This is a genomic window from Bacillus sp. FJAT-14266, assembly GCF_001719225.1.
Lineage (GTDB): Bacteria > Bacillota > Bacilli > Bacillales > Bacillaceae > Bacillus > Bacillus subtilis.
Window position 1 is genome coordinate 1310075 of record NZ_CP017072.1, and the last position, 20376, is coordinate 1330450.

Below are 20376 nucleotides of genomic sequence, written 5' to 3' on the forward strand. Positions count from 1 at the left end.
GTGAGTGCCAAAAAAGTGTCAGCCCCGCCGAAAATGGGCAATCTATAAAAAAGGGGAGTGAACATAGTGAAAAAAGTGCTGATCGCCGGCGGAAATGGTGTGATTGGGAGACTGCTTGCTGAAGGGCTTATTTCAGACTATGAAGTGACTGTGCTTGATAAAGATCATTTCGATGGCAAAGCCTCTTCCATTCAGGCTGACGCGGCAAATTATGAGGAGCTGTTGAAGAAGATTCCAAAAGATACGGATGCCATCTTGAATTTACTCGCTGTGAAAATCAAATACGATATTATGGACATCGCTGAGTTTGAAAAAATGACGGATGTTTTCTATAGGGCAAGCTATTATCTGTGCCGTGCGGCAGCGGAGCTCGGCATTCAAAAGCTCGTGTTCGCCAGCAGCAATCATGTTACAGATGTATATGAAAAAGACGGGCGCTCGCTCTTAGGACGGGAAATCACAACAAGCGATTATCCGCTGTCAAAAAACTTGTACGGTGTATTAAAGCTGACCTCTGAACAGATCGGCCATTTGTTTTATTTGGAAAATAAGCTATCAGTAATCAACCTGCGAATCGGAACAGTCGTCACAGATGAAATGGATACGCTGCATGAAAAAGAACGGACGAAAAAGACACTGCTTTCTCACCCCGATCTGCTGTCGATTTTCAAAGCCGCTATTGAGACCAATATCCGGTACGGCACTTATTACGCCGTCTCTGATAATCCGGGCCGGCCATGGTCCATTGAATCTGCCGTGAATGAACTTGGGTTTTCGCCACAAATCAATACGGCCGAACTTCTGAACGAGGAGGAGAACGGAGCATAATCATTTTCTAAGATTATGCTCTTTTTCTTTTATTATCGGTCTCAATTCGCGGCAGCCCCCGCCCCGGCCGGGGACTCTGTTCAAATGATTATAGACATGGCAATCACAGATTTGCTACATTTTAGACACGATATCGTCACATGCTGGGCTCGGTTTTTAAAAATATGATAACGCTTACAAAAAGAGGTGGGAGCTATCGCTCATTCACTGAAAAACCGTCTGTTTGATATGTTGATTTATGGTTTCTTGCTGATGTTCGCTTTAATATGCGTACTTCCGTTCATTCATGTCATCGCAGCATCCTTTGCCACAGTAGAAGAAGTCGTGTCGAAAAAATTTATTTTAATTCCGACCACTTTTTCGCTAGATGCTTATCGCTACATTTTTTCAACAGATATTATTTATAAGAGTTTGCTTGTTTCTGTGTTTGTGACAGTGATAGGCACTGCGGTCAGCATGTTTCTTTCTTCACTGATGGCTTACGGGTTATCCCGCCGTGATTTAATCGGCCGGCAGCCGCTCATGTTTCTCGTCGTATTTACGATGCTGTTTAGCGGCGGCATGATTCCGACTTTCCTTGTGGTCAAATCGCTTGGATTGCTCGATTCTTACTGGGCGCTTATTTTGCCGACAGCCATTAATGCCTTTAACCTGATCATTCTGAAAAACTTCTTTCAAAATATCCCGTCAAGCTTGGAAGAGTCCGCGAAAATTGACGGGTGCAATGATCTGGGCATATTCTTTAAAATTGTGCTGCCGCTGTCTCTTCCTGCGATCGCAACGATTTCACTATTTTATGCGGTCACGTATTGGAACACGTATATGACAGCGATCTTGTACTTAAATGATTCAGCAAAATGGCCGATTCAGGTGCTTCTGCGCCAAATCGTCATTGTATCAAGCGGTATGCAGGGGGATATGTCTGAAATGGGGTCGGGCAGCCCGCCGCCTGAGCAAACCATTAAAATGGCGGTCATAGTGGTGGCGACCATCCCGGTTCTGCTTGTCTATCCGTTTATACAAAAGCATTTTGCAAAAGGAGCTTTGCTGGGATCTGTCAAAGGATAAAGAAATATGAAACGGAGGGGTACGATGGGAAACAAATGGAGGGTGCTTTTGATTGTGCTTGTACTGGCACTCGGCGGAGTGCTGGCGGGCTGTAAAGGAACTGATCAGTCTTCGGCTGAAGGCAAAGCTGGCCCAGATTCAAAGGTAAAGCTGTCTTGGATGGCGATTTTGTATCATCAGCAGCCGCCGAAAGACAGGGCGATTAAAGAAATTGAAAAGCTGACAAATACAGAACTTGACATCACCTGGGTTCCAGACGCGGTGAAAGAAGACAGGCTGAATGCAGCGCTTGCAGCCGGGAATCTTCCGCAAATCGTGACCATCCAGGATATTAAAAATTCGTCAGTCATGAATGCCTTCCGGTCAGGAATGTTTTGGGAAATCGGCGATTATATCAAGGATTATCCCAACTTAAACAAAATGAACAAACTCATTAATAAAAATGTCACAATTGATGGCAAGCTCTACGGGATATACAGAGAGCGCCCGCTTTCCAGACAGGGGATCGTCATTCGGAAGGACTGGCTGGACAATTTAAATTTGAAAACCCCGAAAACGTTGGATGAACTTTATGAAGTGGCCAAAGCATTTACGGAGGACGACCCGGACAAGGATGGGGAAGATAATACGATCGGGCTGACAGACCGTAATGACTTGATTTACGGTGCGTTTAAAACGATTGGCTCGTATGAAGGCATGCCGACAGATTGGAAGGAATCGGGCGGCAAATTCACGCCTGATTTCATGACACAGGAATACAAAGACACGATGAACTATATGAAAAAGCTGCGTGATAACGGGTATATGAATAAGGATTTTCCCGTCACAAGCAAAACCCAGCAGCAGGAGCTGTTTTCTCAAGGAAAAGCCGGAATTTATATTGGCAATATGGTAGATGCGGTCAATCTGCGCGAGCATGCCTCTGATAAATCGATGAAGCTCGAGATCATCAACCGCATAAAAGGCCCAGATGGGAAAGAGCGGGTATGGGCATCAGGAGGCCATAACGGCGTGTTTGCTTTTCCGAAAACGAGTGTGAAAACGGAAGCTGAGCTTAAACGGATCTTGGCGTTTTTTGACCGAATTGCCGAAGAAGATGTCTATAGCCTGATGACTTATGGCATTGACGGCGTTCATTACAACAAAGGTGAGGACAAAACGTTTACACGCAAAGAAAGCCAGGTAAAAGACTGGCAGACTGATATTCAGCCGCTGTCCGCTTTAATTGCCATTGATAAAGCCTACTTAAAAAACACTGGAGATCCGCTTCGGACGGCGTACGAGGAGCTGACCGAGGATAACGAAAAGATTATCGTCTCAAACCCGGCTGAAAGCCTGTATTCCGCATCGGAGTCGGAACGGGGTGATGAACTGAAGAAAATCATTGATGACGCGACCTACAAATATATGATTGGAGACATCACAGAAAGCCAGTTCGATAAAGAAGTGGAAAAATGGGAGTCAAGCGGAGGAAAACAAATTATTCAGGAATACGAAGAAGCGTTTAAACAAGCGAAATAATGTTGGAAAAACCCAAAACGCGCAAGCGGTTTTGGGTTTTTTACATGCTTCTTTTTTGCTGGCGGTAGTTTCCCGGTGTAATCCCCTCCAGCTTTTTAAAAGACCTGATAAAATTTTGCGAGTTTTTATATTTCAGCTTTTCGGCAATGTCCTTGACCGCCATGTCTGTTTCGGCAAGCCAGCTTTTCGCCATATGGTGTCGGTAGCTTGAGACATACTCGCTGAATGAAATACCCATTTCTTTTTTGAAAATGCTGCTTAAATAATTTGGGTTGTAATGCAGCCTGCGCGCGATTTCGTCCAGTGTCAATTCGGATTCAAACTCATGATGGATGATATGAATGATGTTGTCGGAAATATTTTTGTACTGGGCATCCGCGCGGGCGTTCACTTTGTCTGTCATCGGATCAATAAACTCATTCTTTAGCCAGTTTTCGGTATCCTCGAACGTTTTCAGCTCAAAAATTTGGTCATACAGCATTTTGTTTTCTTCAAGCTCAAACAATTCGATCCCGAGCACATGCATCAGCTCAATCACATGGTTCAAAAAACGGGCGATGGCGATTTGAAATTGATACGGGTTGGTGTTCTGGGTGAAGATGGCTTGCAAAATCGCGTGCAGGCATTTATCCGCTTTCTCCTTGTCTCCTGCTTTAACGGCATCGAACAGCTCATGCTGAAGCTGCTTTGGAAAATGGGTTTTGAAGGTTTTTTTCTGGTCAAGGTCTTCGTAAAAGATGATCGACTTGTTTTCCGCTTTAAGCCGGTATTTCAACGCTTCTGAGCCTTCCGCATAGGCTGTTTTCGCTTTTGTCAGCACATCAAACGGCTGGCTGATGCCGATGCTGACAGACAGCTGCAGCTCAGCTTCCGCTTTTTCCTGAATCATCCTTGCAGTCTCATTCAGCTCAGCCATGAATTCTTCCTTTGTCCCGCTTTGATTGATTAAAATCGTCGCCTGTTGTTTGTCAACTACAGCGGGGGCAAGATGTTTGTCCGTCGGGATGCATCGCTCAATCAGGCTGTTGACGGCAAACAAAAGCAGATCCATATCTTTTTTCTCATAAGGCGTATGATTCAGTGTGTCAATTTGGAGCACAAGCAGGGCAAGGTGCCGCCAATTTTGCTTTAAGCCGAGGCTTTCAAAACGGTTATCAACCTCCTCATCCGTCAGTTTTCCAAGCATAAGCCTGACCATAAAATATTGCTGCAGATGAGTGGCCTGCTGCTTCATCGTTTCCTCAAGGTCGTCATTTCTGTCCTTCAGCTGCTTAAAGCTCTGTTCAATTAACTCAAATTCATTTTGAGGAGGCTGCTGTTTCTCTTGTATGGCTCCATGTCTTGCGAATGATTCGTAAAGCACCCTGATCGGCTTGTAAAAATGGCGGGAGCCCAGCCAAGAGAATAATAATGAAAGCGTTAACAAAATAAGACATACTGCAAAAGTGATCCAGCCGATTGATTTGGCTTCTTTTTTTAGCTCGGGCAGGGAAACGAGAGAAAAATAAGTCCATGTATTATAGTCAGATTTTTGATAGGTGACTTTATAATGAATCCGGTCAATCACTGTTTCAAACTGTCCGCTATTGGCGTTTTGCGCCAGCACTTTTTGGACAAAGCCGTCGTTATGAAGAGATTCACCAATGTCAGACATGTTGTTATGAAGGATAATGCGGCCTTTTTCATCGATGATAAACAGGTTGTTGGCGTTTGAATAGCTAGGCATATTTTTGACAAGCGAACAGCTCGGAATGCTTGCGGCGGCCAATCCCTTTGTATTTGTGCTGTTCAAAGGAAGCTGCTTAATTAAATTGATATTGTAGCGGCAGTTTTCTGCTGTGCCTTCTTTGGTTGAAATCAAATGATTGTTTTCCTCAAGCGTCCAATAGGAGCGGCTCGCTTTTTGTTTCGTGTACGCTGAGGCTGCTTCATGAAGAGTGTCTGTATTCAAACGGTACAAACCGGAATTGTTCATGTACCATTTTTTCGTATAACTGACTAACGTCATGTTGGACAGATCGGTATCAAAGCTTTGCAGATAATTGAGCTCTTGGTTCACTTGGTTATAGATTTGAAATTGGTCTGAGTGCAAAGGCTCGGACAATGTGCGAAGGAGAGGCGGCGAACTCACATAGTGGGTTAAAGAGTGATCGACGGTTTTCAATATATGCTCGATGCTTTGCTGGGTCTGCTGGAGTGTGTCGAATTTTTCCTCCGAAACGTTGGAAATAGCCGTTTTCTGAGAGTGCTCGTACGAAAACAATCCGACCAAAATAACCGGAATGGTGCTGAGCAGGCAGAAAAACGTGATCAGTTTGTAGTAAAACTTGTATTGGCTTCTTTTCATAAAACCCCCCATTTCATAACATCCACTTCACCTTAATACAATTAATCCAAAGATTGATAGATATTGTCAATAATCATTTTCTAATATCGGTGTCTTTTTTTCAGGTGGACCGGCTGAACCCTTGATTATAAAGGGATAAAACAGGATGTGATCATATGATTGTAGACGGACTTTTGCCTGCTGCGCTACAGTGAATGCAAGAATCCGTGAAAGGAGGCTAGGAAAAAATGAAAACAGCAGAAGCGCAAGCGCCGGCTGTTGATGCAGTCATTTTTAAAAAAGAAAAAAGAAAGCGCTTACTAATCAAGCTGATTCAACAAAAATATTTGTACTTGATGATTTTGCCGGGGTGTATTTATTTTTTGCTTTTTAAGTATGTCCCGATGTGGGGAATTGTGATTGCATTTCAGGATTATCAGCCGTTCCTCGGCATTTTGGGCAGTGAGTGGGTGGGGCTGAAGCATTTTATCAGGCTGTTTACTGAGCCTACATTTTTTCTCTTGTTAAAAAACACGCTCGTGTTATTTGCTTTGAACCTGGCCATATTTTTCCCGGTGCCGATACTGCTGGCGCTTTTATTGAACGAAGTGCGGATTGCTCTCTTTAAAAAATTTGTTCAGACGCTGATTTATATCCCGCATTTTATGTCTTGGGTCATTGTTGTATCGCTTTCGTTTGTGCTTTTAACGGTAGACGGAGGCTTGATTAATGAACTGATTGTGTTTTTTGGCGGTGAAAAAATCAATTTTCTGCTGAACGAAGAATGGTTCCGGCCCCTGTATATTCTTCAGGTTATCTGGAGGGAAGCGGGCTGGTCGACGATCATTTATCTGGCGGCCATTACAGCGGTTGACCCCCAGCTGTATGAAGCGGCGAAAATGGACGGAGCGGGACGGCTGCGGCAAATGTGGCATATTACGCTGCCCGCCATTAAAAGCGTTATCGTCGTTTTGCTGATTTTGAAAATCGGAGACACGCTGGAGCTTGGCTTCGAACATGTGTATTTGCTGTTAAATGCGACAAACAGGGAAGTGGCGGAAATTTTTGATACGTATGTTTATACTGCAGGGCTGAAACAGGGCCAATTCAGCTACAGTACAGCAGTCGGCGTATTTAAAGCGGCGGTCGGGCTGATTTTGGTCATGCTTGCGAATCGTTTGGCGAAGAAATTTGGCGAGGAAGGAATTTATTAAGAAAGGGATGGGATCAATGGATCAATCAATCGCTGTAAAATCGCCTCTTACGTACGCGGAGGCATTGGCAAAAACCATTATGAATACGTACACAGTCGAGGAGCTGCCTCCTGCAAACCGCTGGCACTACCACCAGGGTGTTTTCTTATGCGGTGTATTGCGGCTGTGGGAAGCAACCGGGGAAAAGCGGTATTTTGAGTATGCAAAGGCTTATGCAGATCTCTTAATCGATGATTATGGCAATCTATTATTTAGAAGAGATGAACTGGATGCCATTCAAGCGGGTCTCATTCTTTTTCCATTATACGAGCAGACGAAGGATGAACGGTATGCCAAAGCGGCAAAAAGGCTGCGCGGCTTATATGGAACACTGAACCGGACGTCTGAGGGCGGTTTTTGGCACAAAGACGGTTATCCTTACCAAATGTGGCTTGATGGCTTATACATGGGGGGGCCGTTCGCACTGAAATATGCCAATCTGAAGCAGGAGCCGGAGCTGTTTGATCAGGTCGTGCTGCAGGAGTCATTGATGAGAAAGCATACGAAGGATGCAAAAACCGGACTCTTTTATCACGCCTGGGATGAAGCGAAAAAAATGCCTTGGGCCAATGAAGAGACAGGCTGTTCACCGGAATTTTGGGCACGTTCCATCGGCTGGTACGTCATGTCTCTTGCTGACATGATTGAAGAGCTGCCGAAGAAGCATCCAAACCGTCATGTGTGGAAAAACACGCTGCAGGACATGATGGAAAGCATCTGCTGCTATCAAGACAAAGAGACGGGGCTATGGTATCAGATTGTTGATAAGGGAGACAGGTCTGATAACTGGCTGGAAAGCTCAGGATCCTGCCTGTACATGTACGCATTTGCGAAGGGAATCAATAAAGGCTATTTAGACAGAGCTTACGAAACAACACTGCTAAAAGCGTATCAAGGCTTGATTCAGCATAAAACCGAAACATCAGAAGACGGCGCGTTTCTCGTCAAAGACATATGTGTCGGAACGTCAGCCGGTTTTTATGACTATTATGTCAGCCGCGAAAGAAGCACAAACGATCTGCACGGGGCCGGAGCGTTTATTTTAGCTATGACAGAGCTGGAGTCTCTTTTTAGGTCAGCGGGGAAATGACAAAAAGGATATGTACGGCTTTGTGTGTGATCGTCTCAGTGCTCTTTTTGGCATCATGCTCAAGCAGGCCGGACGGAATGCATGTCATTCTCTTTTCTGATATGCAGGCTGGCGTACAGGAAAAAATAAAAAAGGCCGCCGAGCAGAATGCTGGGAAGGTCGATATCTTTCCAGCTTTTCAGGAAAAACTGCTGACTGAAATTACCGCCCATGAAGGAGATGTTTTCATCGTGCCTGAAGACATGTTTCAAGCTTACGATGATCCGGAAAATTTTCAGCCGTTAAACGGATTGCCTCCTGAAAAAACATCTCCTTATACAACTGTTAATAATAAAACAGGAGAAAAAACGATCTATGCCGTTCAGATCGAAAAAGGGAAAAAACAGCTGAACGGCTATTCTTTTCGATTGAATCGCGATATGGCGGCGTTTATCCCTGTGTATGCTGAAAAAACAGAGGAAGCGCTGCAGCTGATTTCTCAACTAACTGAAGCCCGATAGAGGTGAGGATATTGAAGAACATCGTCTTTTGCGGATTGAGCAGCAGAGCATTCAGTATGTTTATCAAACCGCTGTTGGAGCGGTTTTCAACTCATTATGAGATTACGGGATTGCTGGATGCCGATCCGAAACGTTTTGCCGTTTGCAAAAAGAAATTTCCCGAGCTGGCCCACGTGCCTGAGTTTAGCGAAGATGCTTTTGACGAGATGATGCGCGTCTCAAAGCCTGATATCGTCATTGTGGCAGGCAGGGACGATACGCATATCACATATATTGTAAAAAGCCTTCAGTGGGATACAGATGTAATTACTGAAAAACCAATGGTGACAACAGTGCAGGATGCGAATCGGGTGCTTGAAGCGGAGGCCAAAAGCGAAGGAAAAGTCACCGTCGCGTTTAACTATCGCTACAGCCCGTTTCATCGGAAAATAAAAGAAATGATTCTGGACGGAAAAATAGGCAGGGTCACCTCCGTTGATTTAAATTGGTATATTGATACGTATCATGGCGCCAGCTATTTTAAACGCTGGAACAGGTCGAGACAGTTTTCCGGCGGTCTTTCTGTCCATAAATCAACACATCACTTCGATCTCGTTAATTGGTGGCTCGGGCAAAATCCGGAAGAGGTATTTGCTTATGGCGCCTTGAATTACTATGGGCCGGACAGTGAGTGGAACCCCTTGCCGGAAGAAGACGGGCGTTTTTGCGGGACGTGCCGTGTTAAAGAAAAATGCCACTACTATTCAAGGTGGCATCCCCGTTCCTCTAAAGCTTCTATAAAAGATGATCATCTCGAAGCAGGAGACCAGTCTAGCTTATATACTGCATACAGGCCTGACGCGTGTATTTTTGACGAGGAAATTGACATCGAGGATACGTACGTGGCGGCAGTCAAATATGATGGCGGCGCACTGTTAAGCTACTCGATTATTTTTTCGGCCCCGTATGAAGGCTACCGGCTGACGATCAACGGCACAAAAGGGCGTATTGAATCAAATGAATTTCACGAACCTTCCAGAATTCCGTTTGCTTTTCCTGAGCAGACAATCGATTACTATCCGCTTTTTGAATCAAAGCAGACGATACAAGTGGTCAAAAATGAAGGGGGGCATGGCGGAGGTGATCCGCTTTTGCTTGAGGATCTTTTTTTAGGAAAAGACCCGCTGCGCCGCTATGATATTTTAGCCGGGTCTGAAGCTGGAGCCTACTCCATCGCGGTTGGTGAGGGAATGTGGCGCTCGGTTGCCGAAAAGAAGCCGATCGGCATGAAAGAGCTTTTTCAGATGCAGAATGTATAATGCAAAAAAAGGAGGGGGCGCCATGGAACATGATGGCTCACTGGGACGGATGCTGCGTTTTTGCGAATGGATCATGAGATTTGCGTATACAAACTTGCTGTGGCTGTTTTTTACGTTGCTCGGTCTCGGTGTGTTTGGCATCATGCCCGCGACCGCGGCTTTATTCGCTGTCATGCGGAAGTGGATTCAGGGGCAGGACAACGTTCCCGTGCTCAAAACGTTTTGGCAGGAATACAAGGGTGAATTTTTTCGTTCAAATCTGCTCGGCGCTGTTCTGGCGCTCATCGGAGTGATCATTTATATTGATTTGGCCTTCATTTATCCAAGTCATTTCCTTCTGCACATCCTGCGCTTCGCCATTATGATATTTGGCTTTTTGTTCGTATCCATGCTTTTTTATGTGTTTCCGCTGCTCGTCCACTTTGACTGGAAAAAACGTCTGTATGTGAAATTTTCGCTCTTGCTCAGTGTGGCGTATTTGCAATATACGCTTACTATGCTTGCGCTGACTGTTGCTCTCTTTTTCTTGCTTGCGTACCTGCCCGGCATTGTCCCTTTTTTCAGCGTCAGCCTGATCAGCTACTGCCATATGCGAATTGTTTATGCCGTGCTGCTGAAAGTGGGGCAGCAAGGCGGCGAGCCACAGAGGAAATCCCATATACGGAAAGCTTTTTATCCGGAAACGAGATAATCATCATTTCTCTATCATAACGCTGTTCCAAACGGAATAGATTGATAGAGAAAGGAGAGCGGATAAAATGCTGAAGGTAGCGGTATTTGATGAAGAGCATGAAAAAGACTTACAAACGGAAATCAATTCATTTTTAAAAGGGATATCGGAGGAGCAGCTGATTGATATCAAATATACGGTTTCGGCGGCGTGCGACCCAGACGGCGAGCAGCTTTACTGTTTTTCCGCCCTTATTTTATATCGCAAATAAAAAGATCTTTCCGCAGGCGCGGAAAGATCTTTTTTGTTAATATGCTTTTTTCACTCTTGGACTTCTCGGTTTATCGAGTTTCTCCGCTTTTTTGATCTCTCTTCTTTCTTTTGAGAGCGATTGATAGAGAGAGGCAATCATCAGCAGGATAACGATAGAAAACGGCAGCGCTGCCAGAATCGCTGTGTTCTGCAAAGCGGCAAGCCCTCCGGAATATAGGAGCACAGCCGCCATGGCGGACTGAATGATCCCCCAGCTGAGTTTTACAGAATTCGCCGGATTTAAAGAACCGTACGATGTCTGCATGCCCAGCACGAATGTAGCTGAATCAGCAGACGTGATAAAAAATACTGCGATCAGAATCAATGCAAGGATCGATGTCACCATTGTCAGCGGATAGTGATCAAGTGTTCCGAACAGCATCGTTTCAGTGGACAGCTTTGCTACATTGAACGTGCCTTTTTGCTGGAGATCCATGGCTGATACGCCGAAAATGGAGAACCATAGAAATGTCAAAATACAAGGTGTCACCAAGACGCCGATTAAAAATTCGCGGATCGTCCGGCCTCTGGATACACGGGCGATGAAAATGCCGACAAATGGAGACCAGGAAATCCACCATGCCCAATAGAAAATCGTCCAGCTGTTAATCCATTCGCGTTTTTCAGGATCATTCGGTGTCAGTCTGAAGCTCATTTGAACGATATTTTGAATGTATTGTCCGATAGAATCTGTAAATGAGTTCATGATCAGCACTGTAGGCCCGACAACGAGCATAAACAACATTAACAATCCGGCCAATACCATGTTTGTGTTGCTTAAATACTTAATTCCTTTTCCGAGTCCGCTCCACGCAGAAAGTAAAAAGAGCACTGTCACAATAATGATTAAAACCAATTGGACGATAAACGCATTCGGAATGCCGAACAGGTAATTCAAACCGCCGTTAATTTGGGTTGCGCCAAGACCAAGACTAGTTGACACCCCGACAACAGTGGCGAAAACTGCAATACAGTCAATGGCCTTTCCGATCGGTCCGTTTACTTTATCCCCGAGAATCGGTGACAGTGTGCTGCTGATTAATCCGGGCGCGCCTTTGCGGAATTGGAAATAGGCAATGCATAATGCCACAATGGCATAAATGGCCCAAGCGTGCAAACCCCAGTGGAAAAACGTATAGCGGAGTGCATCTCTGAAGGCTTGGGGGGTTTCTGTTTCACCTGATGGAGAGCTAATTGCGTAATGGCTGATCGGTTCAGCCGCACCGTAGAATACTAAGCCGATTCCCATGCCTGCGCTGAACAGCATGGCAAACCATGATAATAACCCGAATTCCGGTTTTTCATCAGGCTTTCCGAGTTTGATTTTTCCGATCGGGCTGAAAATCAAAAAGAGACAAAACCCGACAAACAAAGAGACAACTAAAAGATAATACCAACCAAATGAATCGGTAATAAATGTTTGTGCCGATTGAGACACATTTTGCAGGCTGTCAGGAGAAATAACACCCCATAATACAGCTGCAGCTGTGATTGCAATCACAATCCAAAATACACTAGATATATGTTTCAACATTTCTCACCCTCTAATTTTTTGTGTACGCCTATATCTTGCTCGCAGGCTTAGTATGGTCGTACGATGGCAGCTCATTCCTCTCTTAAAATTACCCCGCAATCAGGTGAAACAAAACAAGTCTCACCCTAACATGAATGCGGGGAATGTTCAAATGTGAGTTTGGCGGCAAGAGATTTAAAGAGTAATGATTAAGAACGGGCGTATTGCCCGGCATTTAGCCCTGCAAGCCTGCCTGTGACAAGGGCGGAGGTAATGTTGTATCCGCCTGTGTAGCCGTGGATATCCAGAATTTCACCGCAAAAATAAAGCCCCTCCATTTTTTTAGAAGCCATTTTTTTCGGGTCAATTTCTTTTACAGATACCCCGCCTCCCGTGACAAATGCCTTATCAAGCGACAGTGTGCCATTTGCGAGGACAGTAAACTGCTTGCAGTCCCTTACAAATTGTCTGAAAGGATCCTTCGGCAGCTCAGAAAACGATACGTTCGGAGAGATGCCGTTTTTTTCGAGCAGGAATAGGAGATAGCGCTCCTGCATCCAAGGCTTCAGCACGTTTTTAATGGTTTTTTTCGGTGCTTCCTTCAGTTCTTTATACATCTTTTGGAAAAGCGTTTCTTCATTGATATCCGGATACAAGTCGATTCTGATCGGCACTTGAGGCTGTTTTTTCAGCTCTTTTACGACAAATTGGCTGCATCTGAGAATGGCAGGTCCTGAGAGGCCGAAATGGGTAAACAGCATGTCCATTTTATGTGTGATAATCGGTTTGCCTTTTTTATTTAACACACTGACGGCTACATCTCTTAGTGATAAGCCCTGAAGTGTTTTTTGCTTAATGAACGGTTCGCCAGAAGTGACGGGAACCTCTGTCGGAAACAGCTCTGTTATGGTATGGCCCGCGGCTTCAGCCCATTCATAGCCGTCTCCCGTGCTTCCGGTATGAGGCACGCTTTTACCGCCGACAGCAATAATGACTGCCTGGCTATGGATCATTTCGCCATTATTCGTCACAATCCCTGCTGCCTGTCCATCTTCATATAAAACAGATTTAATTTTCTCGTTCGTTCTGATTGTTACGCGGAGCTGCTTTAGCCTGTTTAACAGCGCGTCAACGACACTTTGGGCTTTGTCGGTCACAGGAAACATCCGGCCGTGATCCTCTTCCTTCAATTGAATGCCGAGGTTTTCAAAAAACTTGATAATGTCCTCATTATTAAATTCAGAAAACGCGCTGTATAAAAAACGCCCGTTGCCGGGGATGTGCTTGATAATTTCTTCCACAGGAAGGCGGTTCGTCACATTGCAGCGGCCGCCCCCGGAAATCGCGAGTTTCCGTCCTAATTTATTTCCTTTATCTATCAGCAACACGCCAGCGCCCTGTTCTCCTGCTGCAATCGCAGCCATCAAGCCTGAAGGGCCTCCGCCGATTACGATTACGTCATATTGTTTCATCTTTATCATCAACTTTCTTTTCATTTCGTGTGCGGACACCCCGTCCGCAGTACTATTATAGCGAAAGAAAGCCGCTCCTTAAACGTCTTTTGCCGCGGACATGAATGTTCACAGGATTGCTTTTGTATTTATTACCGTCTAAATGCCCAGTTGTGGTAAAATAGAAAAGTTGAATCTTCGTAGAAAATGGTGATGAAGAAACATGTCAAGCAAACTGTTAAGAGGCACGTTTGTATTAACGCTCGGTACATATATATCGCGGATTCTGGGGATGGTCTATTTAATTCCCTTCAGCATTATGGTCGGGGCGACAGGCGGTGCATTATTTCAATACGGATACAACCAATACACTTTATTTTTGAATATTGCTACGATGGGCTTTCCGGCCGCTGTTTCTAAATTTGTTTCCAAATATAATTCAAAAGGGGATTATGAGACAAGCAGGAAAATGCTCAAGGCGGGCATGTCGGTTATGCTCGTCACAGGAATGATAGCCTTTTTCATTCTGTATCTATCGGCTCCGATGTTTGCGGAAATATCGCTGGGAGGCAAGGATAATAACGGCTTGACAATTGATCATGTCGTTTATGTCATCCGCATGGTCAGCTTAGCGCTTTTGGTCGTACCGATTATGAGCCTTGTCCGCGGATTCTTTCAAGGGCACCAAATGATGGGGCCGACAGCTGTTTCCCAAGTCGTTGAACAGATTGTCCGCATCATCTTTCTATTGAGTGCGACATTCTTGATTTTGAAGGTTTTCAACGGCGGCCTTGTCATCGCTGTGGGCTATGCAACCTTCGCAGCGCTGATCGGTGCCTTCGGAGGGCTGGTCGTGCTTTATATTTATTGGAACAAACGGAAGGGCAGCCTGCTGGCGATGATGCCGAATACGGGTCCGACAGCAAACCTAAGCTACAAGAAAATGTTTTTCGAGCTGTTCAGCTATGCTGCTCCGTACGTTTTTGTCGGACTAGCCATCCCTTTGTATAACTATATTGATACAAATACGTTTAACAAAGCGATGATTGAAGCCGGTCATCAAGCCATCAGCCAAGACATGCTTGCGATTCTAACCCTGTATGTTCAGAAGCTCGTGATGATCCCGGTTTCCCTAGCAACTGCTTTCGGACTGACATTAATTCCAACGATTACTGAATCGTTTACAAGCGGAAACTATAAGCTGTTAAATCAGCAGATTAATCAAACGATGCAGACGATCCTGTTTTTAATTATTCCGGCTGTTGTTGGGATCTCTCTATTGTCAGGACCGACGTATACGTTCTTTTACGGGTCAGAGAGCCTTCACCCTGAACTGGGGGCAAACATTTTGCTATGGTATTCGCCAGTCGCAATTCTGTTCTCTTTGTTTACAGTCAACGCAGCCATTCTGCAGGGCATCAATAAGCAAAAATTTGCGGTTGTCAGCCTTGTGATCGGCGTCGTGATCAAGCTTGTGCTGAATGTTCCGCTGATCAAGCTGATGCAGGCTGACGGAGCGATTTTAGCGACGGCGCTTGGATATATCGCTTCCCTTTTATATGGGTTTATCATGATTAAGCGCCATGCAGGCTATTCGTATAAGATACTAGTTAAACGAACTGTTTTGATGCTTGTCTTATCAGCCATTATGGGTATTGCCGTGAAAATCGTGCAGTGGGTATTAGGCTTCTTTATTTCCTATCAGGATGGCCAGCTGCAAGCTGCGATTGTTGTGGTGATCGCGGCCGCTGTTGGCGGAGCTGTCTACCTGTATTGCGGCTACCGATTAGGATTTTTGCAGAAAATTTTAGGCCGCCGTTTGCCAGGTTTCTTAAAGAAAGGCAGACATGCAGGCTGATGAACTAGATATGATGAAACTGAGGGCTCGCATGCTGCGGGCTTTCTTTTATAAAGGAGAGATTGGGAATGAGACTTGATAAGCTGCTTGCCAACAGCGGGTATGGTTCCAGAAAAGAAGTCAAAGCCGTTGTGAAGGCTGGAGCCGTGATGATCGACGGCAAACCTGCCAAAGATGTAAAGGCGCACGTTGATCCTGATACACAGGAGGTGACCGTATACGGGGAACCGGTTGATTATCGAGAATTCATTTATCTTATGATGAATAAACCGCAGGGCGTGCTGTCGGCGACTGAGGACAGCCGGCAGCAAACAGTGGTCGATCTGCTGACGCCGGAGGAGATGAGATTTGAGCCATTTCCAGCCGGCAGGCTTGATAAAGATACAGAGGGCTTTTTGCTGCTCACAAATGACGGGCAGCTCGCACATCGGCTCCTTTCTCCTAAAAAGCATGTTCCAAAAACGTATGAAGTCCATTTAAAATCACAGATTTCTCGGGAAGACATCTCCGATTTGGAAACGGGTGTCTACATAGAGGGCGGCTATAAAACAAAGCCGGCAAAAGCGGAAATCAAAACAAACGACAGTGGCAATACCGTGATATACCTGACAATTACAGAAGGAAAATACCATCAGGTCAAGCAAATGGCAAAGGCAGTCGGCAATGAAGTGGTTTATCTGAAGCGGCTTTCGATGGGACGCGTTTCCCTAGATCCCGCTCTGGCACCCGGAGAATACCGTGAGCTGACAGAGGAAGAGCTTCATTTGCTCAATGAGCCGCAAGCATGACAAAAACCCCGCATATCGAATGCGGGGTTTTATTTATAAGCACACAAAAACAAGGCTCAGTAGTTTCTGCGCCCTATTATCTATCGGGCCGCTCTCAGGCGGCCCTATGTAATTTTTCAATTTATGAGGTAATCTTTACTTTCTTTCTCGTTGTCTCCCACTTGCCACGGCTTGGACTATGAACAAGATCATTATATGCCAACACATTTAAGTCTCTTTGAATCGTTCTAGGTGTAATGCCGAATTCGTCAACCAGTTCCTGTGTTGTCACAAGACCTTTTTCTTGGATAAACATGTAAACTGATTTGATTCGAGTTAGCATACGGTTTGTTGAAGGTTTCAAAAAACCACTCCCTATCATAAGATCGGATGGACTTGACTAACCACAACTCACGACTATCAACTGCGTACGAAATAGCAACAAAGGCAGACATCTGTAATTGTTAAAATAATTCGCCCTCATTATACACGATATTGCAGTGATGAATCTAGGGATAACTCCTATTAATTTTTTCCAATTTCGCGTTGGGCAGCCATCCTTGTTGGATTACTATGTATTTCGGCTCAATATTATTATGGTTAAAGAAACTTTTTTTATTCTGTTTCGTAGTAAATTTTGGAGGTGGGTGAGTTTTGACAAATTTGCTTGAAGCTTCAATAGAACAGGCCGGGTATACAAGCCGAAAAAAAGTGCTCACCGATGTTTTTCTGGAAGTCAGAAAAGGGGAGCTGGTTGGACTGATCGGAGCTAACGGCGCCGGAAAAAGCACCGCAATCAAGGCGATACTCGGCCTTTCAGAAGATTTTAAAGGGCATATTGCCTGGAACGACTGTTCATTTGCATATATTCCGGAGCATCCGTCCTTTTACGAAGAACTGACGCTGTGGGAGCATTTGGATCTGATCAGCACACTCCACGGCATTGAAGAGAGAGAATTTGCGCATCGGGCCCAAAGCCTGCTGCAGACGTTTTCGCTTGATCATGTCAAACATGAGCTGCCTGTCACCTTTTCGAAGGGCATGCAGCAAAAACTAATGCTTATCCAGGCCTTTCTCTCTAAGCCGGATATGTATGTGATTGATGAACCGTTTATCGGCCTTGATCCGATATCGACGAAACGCTTTGTGGACATGCTTAAGGCTGAAAAAGAACGTGGAGCCGGAATTCTTATGTGCACGCATGTACTCGATACCGCGGAAAAAATCTGTGACCGGTTTTATATGATTGAGAAAGGTTCATTATTTCTCCAAGGCACGTTAAAAGATATTCAGGACAAGACCGGATTAGAGGGGCAGTCATTGCTTGACTGTTTTTATAAGGCAGTTCAAGGTGATCGGCCATGAACGGGCGTACGCTCTTTTTTCGAAGGCTGTTTGACTATTACAAGTATCAGTTTAAAGTGTTGCATGCGGTCATTGACTGGACAGTCGCTCTCTATATCGTTTTGCCGGCGATTGCTTTTGTCATCTATCAGTATATTGATTTGATGAATGGAAGAGGCCTTCTTTATGAGTGGTCTGAAGTGGCGGAGTGGAGATGGCTGTACGCTGTGTGTGGGCTGATCATGTTTACAGGCTCGATTCGTACATTTTTAATGGAAGCGGACAAAGTGTTTTTGCTGCAAAAGAAGGAAATCATCTATCAGCTCAAACTGTACGCGCTTTTGTATTCTTTTCTGGTCACGCTGGCTAAATGGCTGCTTCTCTTTTTTATTGTCCTTCCCCTTATCAGTCATTCTGTTCACATCACATTCGCAGAAAGCACTGCTCTATTGTGTTATTTGTTTGGCCTTCATATATTCTTTTTATCCTTAAAGCAAGACAGGATCAGAAAGCCGCGCTCCATTTCGAGATGGATTGGCGATATTTTTGTCAGAGCTATATTTTTTGCTGGTTCTGCTATCCTGATTGTTTTTACTGAGCGGCATTTGCTTGCGCTTTTTGGCATTTTATTTTTGCTTTTCTCAGTTATCGGCAGTTTGAAAAAGACGGCTTCGTTCACGGCTTTTGAAGCTGAGGTGACTGAAGAGAAAAAAAGCAGGCTTGCCCTTGCAGGACTTGTGATGATGATGAGTCAGGAGGCGGGAATGCCAAAAGTAAAAGACAGGATGAGAAGAAAACCGTTATTATACCGTAATTCAAAAAGGATATTTAAAAGGCGAACGATCTGCACAGGCTATAAGGAATTGTTTTTTAAAGTCATGCTGAGGAATGGCGAGTATGCGAGGCAGATGTACATGCTATTGTCAGCTTTCACCGTTCTCATATTTGTTTCCCCAATTTGGCTGAAGGTGATTGCGCTGCTGGTATATACAGGGGTTTGCCGTTATATCCTGACGCTTATTTTTGACAAGGTCATGGATGCCCCTTTTTTAATTGGCGCCGATAAGGAAAGTGATGAATATTATCGGGCCAGAAAAAGCTGTATCAATATCCTGCACTATGCGTTTGCCGCCTGTTGTTTTTTAGCGGCCGCTGTCTCTTTATTGTTTACATAAAAAACCCAAACGGCGACGTTTGGGTTTTTCTGTATGCATTATAAAATAAACAGCTGGATGAAAAACAGAATGGCGAAAACGATGACGAGCGGATGAATCTCTCTCCATTTTCCCCGCGCCGCTTTTACGATCGGATATGAAATAAAGCCAAGCGCAATTCCTGTAGAAATGCTGGATGTTAAAGGCATGGCTAGAATGACGAGAAACGCAGGAAATGCCTCGTCCATCTCTTTCCAATTCATATTGGAAACTGAACCCATCATCAGGCTGCCGACGATAATCAAAGCAGGCGAGGTGATGGCGGCTATACCGGACAAGGCGCTGACAAGCGGACTGAAAAACATTGAAGCCGCAAACATCACCGCGACAGTCAAAGCCGTAAGCCCCGTTCTTCCTCCGGCTGCGACACCGGCGGAAGACTCGATAAATGCAGTCGTTGGACTTGTGCCGAAAACAGCTCCTACTGTTGTCGCGGTTGAATCAGCAAGCAGCGCTTTTCGCACGTTTGGCAGCTTGTTGTTTTTCATCAGCCCGGCTTGCTCGGCAACTCCGATCATCGTGCCTGTCGTATCAAAAATGGTGACTAATAGAAAAGAAAAGACGACAGCGTACAGGCCGTGATGAATGACATCGCCAAAAGCGGTAAATGGATTTGAGATCATCAATCCTTCCGGCAAATGAGGAAGCGACATAAATCCCTTTGGAAAATGGAGCTGGCCGGTGAAAAAGGCGATCAAAGCGGTAGCTGCCATTCCGATAAATAAAGCGCCGCTTACATTCAGCACCATCAGGACCACGCTGATCAAAAGGCCAACCAGCGTTAAGATAACACCAGGTGAATGCAGATTGCCGAGAGTGACCAGGTTTGACTCATCAGCTGCCACAATGCCCGCTTGACGCAAACCGATAAATGCAATAAACAGCCCGATCCCTGTTGTGATCCCGTATTTTAAATTGTTTGGAATCGCTTCTATAAGTTGTTTTCTTAAAGGCGTTAACGATAGAATAATGAAGAGAACCCCTGCTGTAAATACTGCGCTGAAAGCTGTTGCGTACGTGATGCCGCCATCGCTTGCGCTTACGACATGAAAGGCTAAATAAGCGTTCAAGCCCATGCCGGGCGCAATAGCAATCGGATAATTTGCTGCCAGGGCCATCCACAGCGTTCCGACAATGGAGGCAATAATCGTTGCGGTGAACACCTGGTCGAAAGGAACCCCGGCGTTAGCCAGAATGACCGGATTGACCACGACGATATAGACCATTGTGAAAAAGGTCGTCAGCCCTGCTATGATTTCTTGCTTTATGGATGTTTGCTGCTCTTTTAGATGAAACATAGTATCCTCCAATTACGAACGTTTTAACAAAACACCATTAATATTATTCGTTTTATTTGGTTTTT

Annotated in this window: 18 protein-coding genes; 13 read left to right on the top strand and 5 right to left on the bottom strand. The window is 45.0% G+C overall.

Annotation, left to right across the window (positions count from 1 at the left end):
• The first annotated feature begins 66 nt into the window (after positions 1-66).
• The 3 genes from BGM23_RS06810 to BGM23_RS06820 all read left to right on the top strand — a co-directional run bounded on the left by BGM23_RS06810 (position 67) and on the right by BGM23_RS06820 (position 3417).
• Complete coding sequence (locus BGM23_RS06810) at positions 67-828, top strand: NAD-dependent epimerase/dehydratase family protein (RefSeq protein WP_003245974.1); 762 nt, start codon at positions 67-69, stop codon at positions 826-828.
• A 207-nt stretch (positions 829-1035) separates the two neighbouring features.
• Positions 1036-1896 carry a carbohydrate ABC transporter permease gene (locus BGM23_RS06815; RefSeq protein ID WP_010886597.1) on the top strand — a complete coding sequence of 287 codons (861 nt, stop codon included), beginning with the start codon at positions 1036-1038 and terminating at the stop codon, positions 1894-1896.
• A gap of 24 nt (positions 1897-1920) precedes the next feature.
• A complete protein-coding gene (locus BGM23_RS06820) occupies positions 1921-3417 on the top strand; it encodes an extracellular solute-binding protein (protein ID WP_015714546.1) in 1497 nt (498 codons plus the stop codon).
• 40 nt (positions 3418-3457) lie between these two features.
• On the opposite strand, the gene BGM23_RS06825 is transcribed toward BGM23_RS06820, so the two are convergent.
• Positions 3458-5776, bottom strand: a complete 2319-nt coding sequence (locus BGM23_RS06825; protein ID WP_003229207.1) for a helix-turn-helix domain-containing protein — start codon at positions 5774-5776, stop codon at positions 3458-3460.
• 215 nt (positions 5777-5991) lie between these two features.
• Between BGM23_RS06825 and rmgP the strand changes: the two genes are divergently transcribed.
• The 6 genes from rmgP to BGM23_RS06855 all read left to right on the top strand — a co-directional run bounded on the left by rmgP (position 5992) and on the right by BGM23_RS06855 (position 10825).
• Complete coding sequence (rmgP, locus tag BGM23_RS06830) at positions 5992-6957, top strand: polygalacturonan/rhamnogalacturonan ABC transporter permease (RefSeq protein ID WP_003229209.1); 966 nt, start codon at positions 5992-5994, stop codon at positions 6955-6957.
• A 7-nt stretch (positions 6958-6964) separates the two neighbouring features.
• Positions 6965-8086: an unsaturated rhamnogalacturonyl hydrolase gene (gene rmgQ, locus BGM23_RS06835; protein WP_003229211.1), complete on the top strand. Its 1122-nt coding sequence runs from the start codon at positions 6965-6967 to the stop codon at positions 8084-8086.
• Positions 8083-8586, top strand: a complete 504-nt coding sequence (gene rmgS / locus BGM23_RS06840; protein WP_080010570.1) for a rhamnogalaturonan transport/degradation protein RmgS — start codon at positions 8083-8085, stop codon at positions 8584-8586. Before rmgQ ends, rmgS begins: the two co-directional genes overlap by 4 nt.
• A gap of 11 nt (positions 8587-8597) precedes the next feature.
• Positions 8598-9884, top strand: coding sequence for a Gfo/Idh/MocA family protein (locus tag BGM23_RS06845; protein WP_029726427.1), 1287 nt, complete (start codon positions 8598-8600; stop codon positions 9882-9884).
• Between the two features lie 22 nt (positions 9885-9906).
• Complete coding sequence (locus BGM23_RS06850; RefSeq protein ID WP_029726426.1) at positions 9907-10575, top strand: YesL family protein; 669 nt, start codon at positions 9907-9909, stop codon at positions 10573-10575.
• 67 nt (positions 10576-10642) lie between these two features.
• Positions 10643-10825, top strand: a complete 183-nt coding sequence (locus BGM23_RS06855; RefSeq protein WP_003223398.1) for a sporulation protein Cse60 — start codon at positions 10643-10645, stop codon at positions 10823-10825.
• A 36-nt stretch (positions 10826-10861) separates the two neighbouring features.
• Here the strand turns inward: BGM23_RS06855 and opuD are convergent, their stop codons facing one another.
• The gene (opuD, locus tag BGM23_RS06860) at positions 10862-12400 is read right to left on the bottom strand and encodes a glycine betaine transporter OpuD (RefSeq protein WP_029726425.1); all 1539 of its coding nucleotides are present in this window, start codon (positions 12398-12400) and stop codon (positions 10862-10864) included.
• A 188-nt stretch (positions 12401-12588) separates the two neighbouring features.
• A complete protein-coding gene (locus BGM23_RS06865; RefSeq protein ID WP_003229222.1) occupies positions 12589-13851 on the bottom strand; it encodes a BaiN/RdsA family NAD(P)/FAD-dependent oxidoreductase in 1263 nt (420 codons plus the stop codon).
• Positions 13852-14053: 202 nt separating this feature from the next.
• On the opposite strand from BGM23_RS06865, the gene murJ reads away from it, so the two are divergent.
• On the top strand, positions 14054-15688 hold the full coding sequence (gene murJ, locus BGM23_RS06870; protein WP_015251430.1) for a lipid II flippase MurJ: 1635 nt from the start codon (positions 14054-14056) through the stop codon (positions 15686-15688).
• A 68-nt stretch (positions 15689-15756) separates the two neighbouring features.
• Positions 15757-16476: a pseudouridine synthase gene (locus tag BGM23_RS06875; RefSeq protein ID WP_017695479.1), complete on the top strand. Its 720-nt coding sequence runs from the start codon at positions 15757-15759 to the stop codon at positions 16474-16476.
• Positions 16477-16597: 121 nt separating this feature from the next.
• On the opposite strand, the gene BGM23_RS06880 is transcribed toward BGM23_RS06875, so the two are convergent.
• A complete protein-coding gene (locus BGM23_RS06880; protein WP_003152337.1) occupies positions 16598-16819 on the bottom strand; it encodes a DeoR family transcriptional regulator in 222 nt (73 codons plus the stop codon).
• A gap of 290 nt (positions 16820-17109) precedes the next feature.
• Between BGM23_RS06880 and BGM23_RS06885 the strand changes: the two genes are divergently transcribed.
• Both BGM23_RS06885 and BGM23_RS06890 read left to right on the top strand, forming a co-directional pair.
• Positions 17110-17820 carry an ABC transporter ATP-binding protein gene (locus BGM23_RS06885; protein WP_015714539.1) on the top strand — a complete coding sequence of 237 codons (711 nt, stop codon included), beginning with the start codon at positions 17110-17112 and terminating at the stop codon, positions 17818-17820.
• Positions 17817-18974, top strand: a complete 1158-nt coding sequence (locus BGM23_RS06890) for an ABC transporter permease (RefSeq protein ID WP_046663898.1) — start codon at positions 17817-17819, stop codon at positions 18972-18974. Before BGM23_RS06885 ends, BGM23_RS06890 begins: the two co-directional genes overlap by 4 nt.
• Before the next feature lie 38 nt (positions 18975-19012).
• On the opposite strand, the gene pbuO is transcribed toward BGM23_RS06890, so the two are convergent.
• Positions 19013-20311, bottom strand: coding sequence for a hypoxanthine/guanine permease PbuO (gene pbuO, locus BGM23_RS06895; protein ID WP_014480583.1), 1299 nt, complete (start codon positions 20309-20311; stop codon positions 19013-19015).
• Positions 20312-20376: the final 65 nt, after the last annotated feature.